The sequence below is a fragment of the Ruegeria sp. CE9 genome (genome assembly GCF_056537425.1).
Genome location: NZ_JBQFRO010000003.1, coordinates 185,826 through 198,502, shown reverse-complemented (window position 1 = coordinate 198,502; position 12,677 = coordinate 185,826). Strand labels below are relative to the sequence as shown.

Sequence of the window (12,677 nt, the reverse complement as noted above, 5' to 3'; positions counted from 1 at the left end):
TCCCCTTGCAAATCTTGCCCGCTCGGGGCTGACTTAGGACAGAGCAGAAAAGCCGGAAAGGCAGAGCCATGAAGTGGATCATTCGCTTTCTATTTCTCATAGTTGCCGCCTTCGGGTTGGTTATTGGCGCCTTGTTGCTGATGCCGGGCGACAAGCTGGCGACCATTTTGGCCGAACAGGTAAAGGCGCAAACAGGCCGTGATCTTGAATTGAACGGTGACGTTAAGCTGTCTTTCTGGCCGGTGCTGGGAATGGAAACCGGCCCTGTGACCTTTGGCAATGCGCCATGGGCAGGGCCTGAACCAATGCTCAGCGCCCAAAGTCTTGCGGTTGGGATTGATGCGTCGGCCTTGCTATCAGGTGATATCAGGATCAAACGCGTGTTGGCGGACAGGCCGGTGCTGCGTCTTGAGCGTGCCAATGGTCGCGGGAACTGGGAGTTGCACCAACCAGGCAATTCCGCGGACACAGGCACCGCGGCGCAAACGGTTGAAAGCCGTCCCATCACACTTGAACGGCTGGAACTAACCAATGCTCGCCTGATCTATCTTGAGAATGGCGCGGTCAGCATGGACTTCGCGGATGTTGACCTTTCCGCCCGCTGGCCCGACGTAACCGCGCCTATGGAAATGCAGGCCAGCATGCCTGTCCCCGGCGGCAATGTTGCGGTGGACCTGACGATCCCCGACCTTCCTGCCTTTTCCAGCGGCACTGTCACGCCGTTGGAATTCGGCCTGACTGCACCGGGCGGTGACATTCAGTTCTCAGGCCGGGTAAATCTGGCGGGTGAAATGGATGGAAAAACCACTGTGACTGCGAAAGACACCCACAAGATGCTGGCCGCCTTTGGTCAAAGCGGTGTGGCTGTGCCTGAAGGGTTAGGGCAGGTCGCGAACGTATCCGGGCATATGACCTATACGCGTGACGGACGTGTTTCATTGCGGAGCATGATCGCCGTTCTTGATCAGAACAGGCTTGAGGGCGAAGCCGATATCCAGATTTCAGATCCCCCGCAAATCACGGCGCGCCTGAATGCAGGTGATCTTGATCTGACGAAGGTGAGCGGGGACGACACATCTGAAGGCGGCGCTTCGACGGAAGGTTGGTCTAAAACCCCGATTGATGCGTCCTTTCTGGGGCTCGCAAACGGGCAGATCCGTCTCCGGGCCAATTCGATTGCGGTGCCGGGTATGAAATTTGGCAAAAGCGATCTGACGCTTAGCCTCGATCGGTCACGGGCGGTGCTGAAAATGCATCCAGCTTCACTGTTTTCCGGGCATTTGAACGGCCAGGTGGTTGCCAACAATCGCAATGGCTTGTCGGTTGGAGGAAACCTGAAGGCGGACAACATCGACATCAATGAAGCTCTTGAAACGCTTGGGGACATCAAGCGCCTATCTGGCACAGGCTCAGGGAATCTTGAGTTTCTCGGCGTTGGTCAGAGCGAAGATCAGATTATGAAATCCCTTGGCGGCAAAGGCGACATTGAGGTTGGCAAGGGCGTGATATCCGGGCTGGATCTAGATCGCCTCATGGGACGCGGCAAAGGGTCTGGCGGAACCACGGTGTTCAACAGCCTCACGGCCAGTTTCACAATGAAAGACGGTGATTTGACCAACAAGGATCTGCTGATGCAACTGGACAATTTCCGGGCGGACGGTACAGGCCGTATCGGCCTGGGCGCGCGCGACATTGATTACCTGTTCACTCCGGTCGCGTTGCGGGCAAACGCGGGGCAGGGAATATCGGTTCCTGTTCGAATCGTTGGTCCATGGAGCAATCCGTCAATCAGGCCGGACCTCACCAAGGTCATTGAAGCTGCGGCCGAAGGTAAGGTCAAAGAATTGGAAGATGACGCCAAGCAAAAGGTTCTGGAAAAAGTTGGTAAAGAACTTGATACGACAGTCACAGATACTGGTCAGATTGAAGACGCCCTGAAAGATAAATTGGAGAATGAGGCCAAGAAAAGCCTTCTGAAACTGTTTGGCGGGGATTGATTGCACTGCAAAAGGGCGCTGAATTCAGCGCCCTTGATCTGGTGTACTAGATTGTCTGGTCGTAGTCGCCAACACCGGGTTCGGTGCGAATTACCGCATCGATATCGGCAAAAATCGCGCGCATCTCGTCTTCGCTTTCGCTGCTTTCGCAAACTACGACAAGGTTGGGCGTATTTGACGACGCACGCACCAGCCCCCAGCTGCCATTGTCCAGAATGACGCGAGCGCCATTGACAGTCACAACTTCTTTGATCGCACGTCCCGCAAAATTATCGCCGGCGTCAGCCTTCGCAACCAGTTTGTCGACCAACCGCTGCAGAATGTCGTATTTCTCGGTATCCGCAGCGTAAGGCGACATGGTGGGCGTTGACCACGTTTTGGGCAGTGCCTTGCGCAGGTCCGACATGCTCTGATCCGGGTTGCGGTCCATCAGTTTGCAGATTTCTACCGCCACACGCATTCCGCAGTCGTATCCACGCCCTACAGGTTCAGCCAGAAAGTAGTGACCCGATTTTTCGAACCCGGCCAGCGCGCCGATTTCCTTGACCCGGCGCTTCATATGGCTGTGGCCGGTTTTCCAATAGTCGGCTTTCACGCCACGCGCCTGCAGTTCTGGATCACTTGCAAACAAGCCCGTCGATTTGACATCAGCCACAAAGGTTGAACCCGGGTATAGCTTGGCCAGATCACGGGCCATGATGACACCGACCTTGTCGGCAAAAATTTCTTCGCCTTCGTCGTCCACAACGCCGCAACGATCCCCATCACCATCAAATCCAAGCGCCAGATCGGCGCCACTGGCTTTGACTGAATCGGCCATATCATGAAGCATTTCCATCGCTTCGGGGTTGGGGTTGTAGTTGGGAAACGTGTAGTCCAGTTCAGTATGGCTTGGCACGATCTCAACACCGATCCGTTCGAAAATCTCGGGCGCGAAGGCGGCGGCGGTGCCATTGCCGGTCGCACAGACCACCTTGAGCGGGCGGGACATTTTGAAGTCACCAACCAGATCATCGATATAGGCTTCTTTGACACCGTCAACGAATTCATAAGAGCCGCCTGGTCGCGCGACGCCTTCACCATTCAGCACGATGTCGCGCAACTCTGACATCTCGTCGGGTCCGTGGGTCAGGGGGCGGTCAAAGCCCATCTTCACACCGGTCCAACCGTTGGGATTGTGGCTGGCCGTAACCATCGCAACCGCAGGGACATCCAGATGGAATTGCGCAAAATAGGCCATGGGACTGAGCGCCGGGCCGATATCCTTGACTTGAATTCCCGCCTGCATCAGCCCCACGATCAGGGCATTTTTGATTGACAGCGAATAGTCGCGATAGTCGTTGCCAACCGCAATCACCGGTTCGATCCCGCGTTTGTGCATCTGAGTACCCAGACCCAGACCCAAGGCGGTCATACCCGGAAGATTGATCTCGTCAGGATATTTCCATCGCGCGTCATATTCGCGAAAGCCCGTGGGCTTGATCATCGGATCACGCAGAAAGCTCCAGGTGTTTGGGGTCACCTCGGGAAGGGGTTTGGTCATAACAAATCTCAATCGTTAAATCTTAATTGGGTTTTCTTTGGCCAGAGCATCAAACCGCATCAATGTGTCGATCAGATGGCCCATCTGATCCAGTGGGATCATGTTAGGCCCATCCGAGGGTGCGTTATCGGGGTCTTGATGCGTTTCGATGAATACAGCACCTATACCCAGCGAAACCGCGGCCCGCGCCATGACGGGTGCAAATTCACGCTGCCCACCGGATGAGCCGCCTTGACCGCCTGGTTGCTGCACCGAATGGGTGGCATCCATAACAACCGGATAACCAGTCTTGGCCATCTGCGGCAGTGACCGCATGTCCGCGACCAGAGTATTATAGCCAAACGAAGTTCCACGCTCGGTCAACAGGATGTTCTGATTGCCGGTGCTTTCGATCTTAGTGACGATATTGGGCATTTCCCACGGGGCGAGAAACTGTCCTTTTTTCACGTTCACTGCTTTGCCGGTATTGCCGGCCGCCAGCAGCATGTCCGTCTGGCGACACAGAAACGCCGGGATTTGCAGAATATCTACAGCCTCGGCCGCGATCGCGCATTGGGCCTCGGTATGAACGTCGGTCAGAACCGGAACGCCAATGATCTTGCGAATGTCGTCCAGCACCTTCAATCCGGCATCAATGCCCATGCCACGCTTGCCGGACAACGAGGTTCGGTTGGCTTTGTCATACGAAGCCTTGAATACATACTGCGCCCCGGCGGCGTTACATGCCTCTTTCATGGTGCCCGCAATCATCTGCGCGTGATCCGCGCTTTCAAGCTGGCAGGGGCCCGCGATTAGGGTCAGCGGAAGGTCGTTGCCAACCGTGAGGTCGGCGATTTTCACATGTTTCATGAGTCTTACGAGGATACCTGTTCACGAAGGACCGACGCGGTAAGCGAGATCATCAGGTAGATACCAGCAAATAACAGGAAAGCCAAAATCGTATTTTCGAACTTGCGCGGATAGCTGGGTTCCTGGCTGGCGACCGGGTTAACCGAGACGGTCAGATACCGCACCTTGCGGTTTGCCTCGGTCCGGGTGGATTCCATTTGCTGCATTGCCGTTTGCAGCATCATATCACGGGCCGCCAGATCTGCCTGAGCCATCTGGATGCGCACGCTTAGACGCGCCAGCGAGTTTTCGCCTGCTGAAGCATCCAGCATCTCGGCATTCAACTCATCAAGGACCGTTTGCAGTCGTTCGATATCCGCTCGGGTGCCGTCCACCTTGGCTTGGTTCGGGCGCGTGTTGTCGAGAAGTGCTGCCAGTTGAAGTTCTTTATCCTGCAGTTCGAATTCGAACTGGTCGATCCGCGCGCGGAGGCTGGCGATCACGCTTTGCGGATCAAGGATTGCCCCCTGCAGCTGCAATTCGATCAAATCCTCTTGCGCTTGGCGGCGCGCCTCTTGCGCGGCTTCAAAGCCTGCCAGGGCATCGCGCATCTGATCTTCACGCTTCAATTCGGTCAGACCGTTGATCCGCTCTTCAGCATACGAGATCAGCCGATTGGACCAATCGACGGATATCTCCGAGCTTGGGGCGGCAACCTCCATCCGTATGACGCCATCGCTGGGGTCATACCCGATCGTGATCATACGTTTGTACAGTTTATAGGTCTCTTCCAGCGTCGCATCGACCGGCAAGCGCAGAATCGGATCGATTCCGTCTTGCTGAAAAAATTCTGCAAAGCCCACATCACGTTCAAGCCGTTCCAACGCATCCTTGGATTCCAGAAACTCCTGAGTCGCCACAGAATCCTGCGCCGTCGCAAACTGCGTTCCCGCCAGGAACCCGCCAAACGAGGCACCGCCGCCATCAGCCTGCAGGATCGAAAACACCGAGTCGCTGGCATACATTGGTGTCGCGACCCGATAAAAGTAGTACCCCACGACAAAGGTAGGAATGATGACGAAGGCTGCCAACCGCGCAAACAGCCCCGCAAGCTTTCGGCGGCGACGGCGGGCGATATCTTTCTGGATTTGCCCGATCTCATATTCACGACGTTCAGCCGGGCTGAGCTCTGGGCCGGGCAGATTTTGCTGCGCGGCTTTGGCGGTCTGAGGCAGGTTTATCTTGATGTTGTCTTGCGCCGTGTCATCACTGGTCGAATTGCTTTGCGCAGAGGTTGCCAGATCGAGCAGATTTGTGCGCTGAAAGGGATCGATCCCCTTTTTTCGCAATAGGCGTACGGCATCATAATCCGATGTCGCAGCCAGCCCATTCTTTTGCGCAAGTCGCCGCGCAACCCGCAATTGTCGGCCTGTCAGGCCCTCGCGTTTGATGGCATCCAGCTCGGTGCCCGGCTGCGGAGCGCTTTCGTTCGTGTCTGAGCCCTGCGTTGCCTTACGGATGCGCGAAATCGCATCCGAGCGCGCTTCTGCTGTGCCAGCGGCACGTGCGGCGCGATCAGGGTTGTATTTTCTAGCCTTGGGTTTGGTAGTCATAGAGCTGCTTTGCCTCTTCCAAGGTTTCAAACATATAAAGCTTGCCGTCCACCAGAACCGCAGCCTGGCGGGCGAATTTTTCAAGAAGCGAAGGGTTGTGCGATACGATCACCAAGGTTGTCGTCCGCAGCTTCTCTTTCAGAATGTCGCCTGCTTTCTTGTTGAACTCGACATCGGTTGTCGAGGGCATCCCCTCGTCAATCAGGTACATGTCGAAATCCAAGGCCAGCATCAGCGCAAAGGTAAAACGGGCCCGCATTCCAGACGAATAGGTGCCGAGCGGCTGGTCGAAATACTCACCCAGGTTGCACAGCCATTTGCAGTAGGCTTCGACATAGTCGGGGTCCATGCCGTAGATCTTTGCGATGTAGCGCGCGTTCTCCAGCGCGGACAGGCGCTTGGCCACGCCCCCGGTAAAGCCCATGGGAAAGGAGATCCGGCAGTCACGCCGGATGACACCTTCGTCGGGCTTTTCCAATCCGGCCATCATGTTGATCAACGTGGTTTTGCCAGTCCCGTTCGGGGCCAGCACTCCTAAAGACGTGCCCAACTCAACCCGGAACGAGACCTGATCCAGAATCACCTTGCGGCGAGTTCCGGTCCAGAAAGATTTGCTGACATTGTCGAATTCCAGCATGCGCGGCCTGCAGATCGCTCGGGTTTTTGTCGTTTGAAGATGGGTGTGCTACCGATCCTTGTTGGCCACATTATGTCGAAATATGAAACAAATGATCAATGCGCATCCGAGGTCATGACGCCGATGTGTTGCAGCGGCTGTTTCATTGGCCCCGGGATGAATGTTACTTATCTTGGTCGAACCAGATTGCAAAAGCCTGACGATCCGATGAATTCACTGATTGAGGACATTCAATCCTGCCGTTTGTGCGCGGATAAATTTGCGCATACAGCAACCGCGCACGAGCCTCGCCCGGTCGTGTGGTTCCGCCCCGGTGCGCGTATATTGATCGCAGGGCAGGCGCCCGGCGCGCGCGTGCATGCATCGGGCAGACCTTTTACCGATCCATCGGGGGATCGGTTGCGGGATTGGCTGGGGCTGGATGAAACGGGATTCTATGACCGTTCGCGCGTCTCCATCGTGCCGATGGCGTTTTGCTTCCCCGGGTACAATGCGCGCAAAGCCGACCTACCCCCGCCGCCGATATGCGGGCGCACCTGGCATGACAAGGTGATGGCTGCGTTGGGAGAAGTACCTTTGACGATTCTCGTCGGGGGACATGCGCATAAATACCATCTTGGCGTGAAAACGCCGGTCACCGAGACAGTGAGCCGATGGCGAGACCATGCGCCGCGCGTCTTTGCCTTGCCTCATCCGTCCTGGCGCAATACGGCTTGGCTGAAGAAGAACCACTGGTTCGTGGCCGAGCTGTTGCCGGTGTTACGAGCGCGGGTACAAGAGGTGCTGAATGACTGAAGCCACGGCCTTGGACGCCGCACATACCGCGATGCAGTCTGCTCCGGACGACGATAATGCGCGCTTGCGGTTTTTTGAGAGATTGGCCGATAGCGAGTTGTTCTTGATGCTCACCGAAGAGGCGCGGAATGAAAACATCTCGCCCGAGCTGTTTGATGTGGCGGATGGGCGCTTTGTTTTGGTCTTCGATCTTGAAGAACGGCTTGCAGCATTTGCCGGGCGACCGGTCCCCTATGTCGCTCTGTCGGGGCGTGTTCTTTCGGGTATGTTGTCGGGGCAGGGGGTCGGGCTGGGCCTGAACCTTGAGGTTGCACCGTCGTCGATGTTGATCCCTGCCGAGGCTCTCAGTTGGCTCTCCAATACGTTGCAGAACGGCCCGCAAGAGGTGCATCAGAGATTGGCGGAATTCCATCCGCCCGCGGGCTTGCCCGATGTTTTGTTAACCGCGCTTGATGCAAAACTGGCGACAGCTGCCGGGCTCGCCGCAGCGGCTTTTCTGGTTGGAACAAAGTCCAAGGATGGAGGGCAGGGCCATCTTTTGGGTTTTGTCGCGGCAGTTGAGGGCGCGCAGCCCGCTCTGGCCCGCGCAGTTTCCGAGGCGCTGACCTTTTCAGGGATCGAGGCTGGTGCGCTGGATGTCGGCTTTTTTGAAGCGCAGGAACCCGCCGCCACAGCTTTGGCGAGGGTTGGGCTGCGGTTTGATTTGCCCCAGCCACAAGCGCCCCAAATGGAAAGGGCCGCTCCGGGCAGTGATCCCGAGCGGCCCCCTATTTTGAAACAGTGATGAGTTTTACTCTGCTGTTTCCAGCTTGTCCTGTGTGCGCGTCTCAAAGTCACTGGCGTCATGACGTTCGTGCAACTGCGTGTGCGGCTCTCCGAATGCACGATTGACCATCCGGCCACGCTGAACAGCCGGGCGCTCGTCGATGGCTTTGGCCCATCGCATCACGTTTTCATAGCTTTCGACATCCAGAAACTCTGCCGCATCATAAAGACGCCCCAGAGCAAGCTGTCCATACCATGGCCAGATCGCCATATCGGCAATGGTATACTCCTGACCGGCAATATAAGGCTTGTCCGCAAGTTCCAAGTCCAGAACATGCAACTGGCGTTTGGCTTCCATCGCGAAACGGTCGATCGGATATTGCCATTTTTCAGGCGCATAGGCGTAGAAATGGCCAAAGCCACCGCCAAGATAAGGCGCGCTGCCCATCTGCCAGAACAACCAGTTCAGCACTTCTGTCCGCTCAGCACCGTTCTTTGGTAGAAATTCGCCGAATTTTTCGGCCAGATGCATCAGGATCGAAGCGCTTTCGAATACCCTTACAGGCGTTTCACCCGAATGATCCCACAACGCAGGTATTTTCGAGTTGGGATTGGCCCCGACAAAGCCCGAGCTGAATTGATCGCCTTCGCCGATATTTACCAGCCATGCATTGTATTCAGCCCCTGTGTGACCCAAAGCCAGCAGCTCTTCCAGCATGACCGTGACTTTTACGCCATTCGGCGTTGCCAGCGAATACAGCTGAAAAGGATGCTTTCCGACCGGTAGATCCTTGTCGTGGGTCGCACCGGCTATGGGCCGATTGATACTGGCAAAGCGTCCGCCGCTTTCGCTGTCCCAGGCCCAGACCTTTGGAGGTGTGTAAGTGGTTTGTTCGCTCATCTCGTGCCTTTCTGCATCATTTGGCCAAATCGCCGCCGCCATCACAGCTAATATTGCAGAACTCAAAGTCCAACCCCGGATGTGGCAAGAGTTTTGTAACAAACTCCGCCGTTCGCCTCACAAATCCTCGTCCGTTTTCACACCGGCGCGAGCGGGTCTTCGCGCCGGGCCAAAATTACCTATTGTTTGAACAGACCCGTAAGTCGGGTGCCCAGATTCTGTTAGGACATGAGGACAAATCACATGAAACGCTTTGCGCTGACCCTTGCCGCGACGATGGCTCTTGCCGTGCCTGCCTTCGCCGGAGATCAATATGTCGACGGCACTGGATTTGCCGTGTCGGGGTATGACGTCGTTGCCTATCGCAGCCTGGATCAGGTTCCCGTTGGTCAATCACAGCCCGAGGCCGTTCGTGGCCGGGCCGACATCACCGCAGACTACAATGGTGCAACATGGGCATTCGCCTCTGAAGAGAACCGCGACAAGTTTCTGGAAAATCCAGCCTTTTATGCACCGCAATATGATGGCCACTGCGCATACGGCGTATCCAAAGGCGGGAAAGTTCCGGCTAACCCCAACCTGTGGCGGATTGTTGATGACAAGCTGTACCTGAACATTACCGATGTAGTGGTTGGTTTCTGGGAAGAGGATGTTCCTGCGAATATAAATCTGGCGGAAGGAAACTGGCCGGGTATCGAAGGCGATGCAGCCTCGACCAGCGTGATCCCAAAATTCACATCGGAAGGTCCGGTTTCCAACTAAGTTAGCAGAATATTGACGAGCCCGGCCATTATGGCCGGGCTTTTTTTGTTGTCGGGTTCTCTCACCCCGCCAACTCAAACATATCCCGCATATGTTGATCGGCTTCGAACCGTATTCTTACACTCTTGGCACCGGGAAACTTTCGCTCTCGTATCGGATCAGGGATCACCAAATCACCCGAGCCTGAACCTTTTGATTGAAAGGTGAGAATCTCGGTTTCGGCATTGCGGCAACCGGATAGGACCGAGGTTGGTAGCGCGACGCGGTTTGAACCTTCGCAGACCGAGGATGTGACGAAGTAGGTCAGATCACGCCCGTAACACCCGATTGCTTCAGGTATGTGGTCAGAAGACTCACGAGTTCGTTCAGTAGAATCTGCACCCGCTGGGTCAGATAGATCTGATAGTGCGCGATCCGGCTTTAGCATATTGCGGCATGCTTCAATCTCATCCGTCGCTAGTTCGATGACTCGTTTTTTCAGTTTGGGGCGACGTGGGCCAGAACAATCAGACGCGCTGCTGCGTGTCATGCCCTCTTTTCGCAAAAAGTCATAGGCTGCTTTGGCTTCTGAAAACCCTGAATAATCACCATCAGTGTGATCGGGGTGATCGTGAAACGCGATCTTGCGCCAAGCCTCGCGAATCTCACGTCCGTTGGCGTTTGCGGTCAAGCCGAGAACCTGCAACGCCTCGACCCGAGCCTTTACCTTGCTCACTGGCTTCATACTATTAACACTCGTAAAACTACACTGAGACCAGATTGCCACCGATCACATTTTTGTCAAATTTTTTGGGGCATTAGACCAAGGTCGAGCAACAGTTGACGACAGGTCTTCGAGATTGTCGCTACAAAATAGTCGGCTCAATTCAGCAAGGTGAATTGAGCCATGCAATGCGCAGAAAGATTGGGCTTTAGCTCAAGCGACATTCTGCAATTCAGCCTGAGGCGTAATGCCCAAAGCAAAGCAGACATCCCGAGTAAGCTCTGGCCGGTTGAGCGTGTAGAAATGCAACTTGTCCACGCCGCCTTCCATCAAGTCCGAGCAAAGCTCAGTGCACAAGGCGGTGGCCAATAGATCCTCGCGGTCGTCGCGGAGTGCTTTTTCGAACGCGTTCTCGACCCATTCAGGAATACGCGTGCCACAGCGCTTTGCAAAGTTGCGCGCGCCTTTCCAGTTTTCGATCGGTAAGATGCCCGGCACGATCGGCTTGTCGATCCCGGCCTTTTCGCAAGCGTCGCGGAAGCGGAAAAAGGTTTCGGCTTCGAAAAAGAACTGGGTCAATGCCTCGTCGGCACCCGCATCCAGTTTGGCCTTTAACCAATCGATGTCCGCGCGGGCATTTTGCGCTTCTGGGTGGATGTCTGGATAGGCACCGACGCGAATGCTGAACATTTCGGTCTCGGCCAGCGCCTCAATCAGTTCGACCGAGTTGGCAAATCCGTCCGGGTGAGGTGCAAAGCGATCCTGACCTTTCGGCGGATCACCCCGCAGCGCGACGATATCTTCAACGCCAGCGCGCGCGAACGCATCGGCGATCTCAAGGGTTTCCTGACGCGATGCATCGACGCAGGTCAGATGCGCCGCGACGGGCAACCCTGAGGATTTGTGCAATGTCGCAACCGCGTCGCGGGTCAACTCGCGGGTTGTACCGCCTGCGCCGTAGGTAACGGACACAAATCGAGGGTTCAGGGGGGCAAGCGTCTGAACCGTATCCCAAAGGCGAAACGAGGCCTCCAGTGTTTGGGGCGGAAAGAACTCGAATGAAATCTCAGGCTTGGTCATCTTGGCCTCGTAACTGTCATTTGCACCCTTGTGCCATCTGATGCGTTGTGAGACAAACTCATATTCTTCAACAACAACATGAGTTGTATGAGTAATGCATATCGAATTTCGCCATTTGCGGACGATCAAAGCCATCCACGAATGTGGTGGGCTGGCGCGTGCGGCTGATCAACTGAATATCACGCAATCCGCACTCAGCCATCAAATCAAAGGGTTGGAAGACCAGGCCGGGGTCGAACTGTTTCTGCGCCGTTCCAAGCCCATGAAATTGTCGGCGGCTGGATTGCGGCTTTTGCGGCTCGCCGAACAGATTCTACCGCAGGTCGAGGCGATGCAGGATGAGTTTTCATCCCTGCGCGATGGCCGCACGGGTCGGATGCATATCGCTATTGAATGCCACGCGTGCTTTGAGTGGCTTTTTCCAGTGCTCGAAGATTTCCGCAAGTCATGGTCAGATGTTGACGTGGATATCCGTCCGGGCCTTGCATTTGACGCGTTGCCTGCCTTGCAGAAAGAAGAGGTCGATCTGGTGGTCTCGTCAGATCCCGAGGATTTGCCAGGTGTCGAGTTCGTCAAACTTTTTGACTATCAGGCTGTGTTCGTTGCGGCAGCCTCACATCCACTGGCCGACAAACCTTATGTCGAAGCTGAAGATTTTCGAGGGCAGACATTGATAACTTATCCGGTCGAACGGACGCGTCTGGACGTTTTCAGCCAGTTGCTTATCCCGGCGCGGGTTGAGCCGGCTTCGGTCCGGCAGGTTGAACTGACCGCTGTAATCCTGTTGTTGGTTGCTTCGAACCGAGGCGTTTCCGCTTTGCCGGATTGGGTGGTGCGTGAGGTGAAATACAACTCGGACTATGTCACACGTCCGCTGACCAAAGAGGGGATAACCCGCAGACTATACGCGGCGGTGCGCAGCGAGGACCTTGAAAAGCCCTTTGTGCAGGAGCTGGTGGATCTGGCTCGCACTCAGGCGAAGAAGTTGCAGTCACAGTAGTACTCAGCGCAGATCAGCCATGCGTATCATTCCTCTTGGCAATGCTGAATTGC

At 55.6% G+C, this 12,677-nt stretch carries 12 protein-coding genes; 5 read left to right on the top strand and 7 right to left on the bottom strand.

Features of this window, described 5'->3' with window-relative positions:
- The first annotated feature begins 68 nt into the window (after positions 1 to 68).
- Entirely contained in the window at positions 69 to 1,997 is a 1,929-nt protein-coding gene (locus ACR0B3_RS08070; RefSeq protein ID WP_480808610.1) for an AsmA family protein, read from the top strand.
- A 46-nt stretch (positions 1,998 to 2,043) separates the two neighbouring features.
- Here the strand turns inward: ACR0B3_RS08070 and ACR0B3_RS08065 are convergent, their stop codons facing one another.
- From ACR0B3_RS08065 to ACR0B3_RS08050, 4 genes are read right to left on the bottom strand one after another with little or no spacing between them, the layout of a single operon-like run.
- Positions 2,044 to 3,540 (bottom strand): phosphomannomutase/phosphoglucomutase, encoded by a 1,497-nt coding sequence (locus ACR0B3_RS08065; RefSeq protein ID WP_480808609.1) that lies wholly within the window; start codon positions 3,538 to 3,540, stop codon positions 2,044 to 2,046.
- Between the two features lie 15 nt (positions 3,541 to 3,555).
- Positions 3,556 to 4,389 carry a 3-deoxy-8-phosphooctulonate synthase gene (gene kdsA / locus ACR0B3_RS08060; RefSeq protein WP_480808608.1) on the bottom strand — a complete coding sequence of 278 codons (834 nt, stop codon included), beginning with the start codon at positions 4,387 to 4,389 and terminating at the stop codon, positions 3,556 to 3,558.
- A 5-nt stretch (positions 4,390 to 4,394) separates the two neighbouring features.
- Positions 4,395 to 5,981 carry a KpsE/RkpR family capsule polysaccharide export protein gene (locus ACR0B3_RS08055; RefSeq protein WP_480808607.1) on the bottom strand — a complete coding sequence of 529 codons (1,587 nt, stop codon included), beginning with the start codon at positions 5,979 to 5,981 and terminating at the stop codon, positions 4,395 to 4,397.
- A complete protein-coding gene (locus ACR0B3_RS08050; RefSeq protein ID WP_480808606.1) occupies positions 5,959 to 6,618 on the bottom strand; it encodes an ABC transporter ATP-binding protein in 660 nt (219 codons plus the stop codon). The genes ACR0B3_RS08055 and ACR0B3_RS08050 overlap by 23 nt, the downstream gene beginning before the upstream one ends.
- A 207-nt stretch (positions 6,619 to 6,825) precedes the next feature.
- On the opposite strand from ACR0B3_RS08050, the gene ACR0B3_RS08045 reads away from it, so the two are divergent.
- Both ACR0B3_RS08045 and ACR0B3_RS08040 read left to right on the top strand, forming a co-directional pair.
- The gene (locus tag ACR0B3_RS08045) at positions 6,826 to 7,413 is read left to right on the top strand and encodes a uracil-DNA glycosylase family protein (protein WP_480808605.1); all 588 of its coding nucleotides are present in this window, start codon (positions 6,826 to 6,828) and stop codon (positions 7,411 to 7,413) included.
- Positions 7,406 to 8,197: an SseB family protein gene (locus tag ACR0B3_RS08040; RefSeq protein ID WP_480808604.1), complete on the top strand. Its 792-nt coding sequence runs from the start codon at positions 7,406 to 7,408 to the stop codon at positions 8,195 to 8,197. Before ACR0B3_RS08045 ends, ACR0B3_RS08040 begins: the two co-directional genes overlap by 8 nt.
- Before the next feature lie 6 nt (positions 8,198 to 8,203).
- On the opposite strand, the gene yghU is transcribed toward ACR0B3_RS08040, so the two are convergent.
- The gene (gene yghU / locus ACR0B3_RS08035) at positions 8,204 to 9,079 is read right to left on the bottom strand and encodes a glutathione-dependent disulfide-bond oxidoreductase (protein WP_480808603.1); all 876 of its coding nucleotides are present in this window, start codon (positions 9,077 to 9,079) and stop codon (positions 8,204 to 8,206) included.
- Positions 9,080 to 9,322: 243 nt separating this feature from the next.
- Here yghU and ACR0B3_RS08030 point away from each other — a divergent pair, with 243 nt between their 5' ends.
- Entirely contained in the window at positions 9,323 to 9,841 is a 519-nt protein-coding gene (locus tag ACR0B3_RS08030; protein WP_480808602.1) for a YHS domain-containing (seleno)protein, read from the top strand.
- A 61-nt stretch (positions 9,842 to 9,902) separates the two neighbouring features.
- Here the strand turns inward: ACR0B3_RS08030 and ACR0B3_RS08025 are convergent, their stop codons facing one another.
- Both ACR0B3_RS08025 and metF read right to left on the bottom strand, forming a co-directional pair.
- Positions 9,903 to 10,565, bottom strand: coding sequence for a J domain-containing protein (locus ACR0B3_RS08025; protein WP_480808601.1), 663 nt, complete (start codon positions 10,563 to 10,565; stop codon positions 9,903 to 9,905).
- 192 nt (positions 10,566 to 10,757) lie between these two features.
- Positions 10,758 to 11,624 (bottom strand): methylenetetrahydrofolate reductase [NAD(P)H], encoded by an 867-nt coding sequence (metF, locus tag ACR0B3_RS08020; RefSeq protein WP_480808600.1) that lies wholly within the window; start codon positions 11,622 to 11,624, stop codon positions 10,758 to 10,760.
- A 94-nt stretch (positions 11,625 to 11,718) separates the two neighbouring features.
- On the opposite strand from metF, the gene ACR0B3_RS08015 reads away from it, so the two are divergent.
- Positions 11,719 to 12,624 carry a LysR family transcriptional regulator gene (locus tag ACR0B3_RS08015; protein WP_480808599.1) on the top strand — a complete coding sequence of 302 codons (906 nt, stop codon included), beginning with the start codon at positions 11,719 to 11,721 and terminating at the stop codon, positions 12,622 to 12,624.
- The last annotated feature ends 53 nt before the right edge of the window (positions 12,625 to 12,677 follow it).

Excerpts from the sequence above, each read along its gene's own strand:
- yghU (WP_480808603.1), bottom strand. The coding sequence starts at position 9,079 with ATGAGCGAACAAACCACTTACACACCTCCAAAGGTCTGGGCCTGGGAC.
- ACR0B3_RS08045 (WP_480808605.1), top strand. The coding sequence starts at position 6,826 with ATGAATTCACTGATTGAGGACATTCAATCCTGCCGTTTGTGCGCGGAT.
- ACR0B3_RS08065 (WP_480808609.1), bottom strand. The coding sequence starts at position 3,540 with ATGACCAAACCCCTTCCCGAGGTGACCCCAAACACCTGGAGCTTTCTG.
- ACR0B3_RS08050 (WP_480808606.1), bottom strand. The coding sequence starts at position 6,618 with ATGCTGGAATTCGACAATGTCAGCAAATCTTTCTGGACCGGAACTCGC.
- ACR0B3_RS08040 (WP_480808604.1), top strand. The coding sequence starts at position 7,406 with ATGACTGAAGCCACGGCCTTGGACGCCGCACATACCGCGATGCAGTCT.
- ACR0B3_RS08055 (WP_480808607.1), bottom strand. The coding sequence starts at position 5,981 with ATGACTACCAAACCCAAGGCTAGAAAATACAACCCTGATCGCGCCGCA.
- kdsA (WP_480808608.1), bottom strand. The coding sequence starts at position 4,389 with ATGAAACATGTGAAAATCGCCGACCTCACGGTTGGCAACGACCTTCCG.
- ACR0B3_RS08015 (WP_480808599.1), top strand. The coding sequence starts at position 11,719 with ATGCATATCGAATTTCGCCATTTGCGGACGATCAAAGCCATCCACGAA.
- ACR0B3_RS08025 (WP_480808601.1), bottom strand. The coding sequence starts at position 10,565 with ATGAAGCCAGTGAGCAAGGTAAAGGCTCGGGTCGAGGCGTTGCAGGTT.
- ACR0B3_RS08030 (WP_480808602.1), top strand. The coding sequence starts at position 9,323 with ATGAAACGCTTTGCGCTGACCCTTGCCGCGACGATGGCTCTTGCCGTG.
- ACR0B3_RS08070 (WP_480808610.1), top strand. The coding sequence starts at position 69 with ATGAAGTGGATCATTCGCTTTCTATTTCTCATAGTTGCCGCCTTCGGG.
- metF (WP_480808600.1), bottom strand. The coding sequence starts at position 11,624 with ATGACCAAGCCTGAGATTTCATTCGAGTTCTTTCCGCCCCAAACACTG.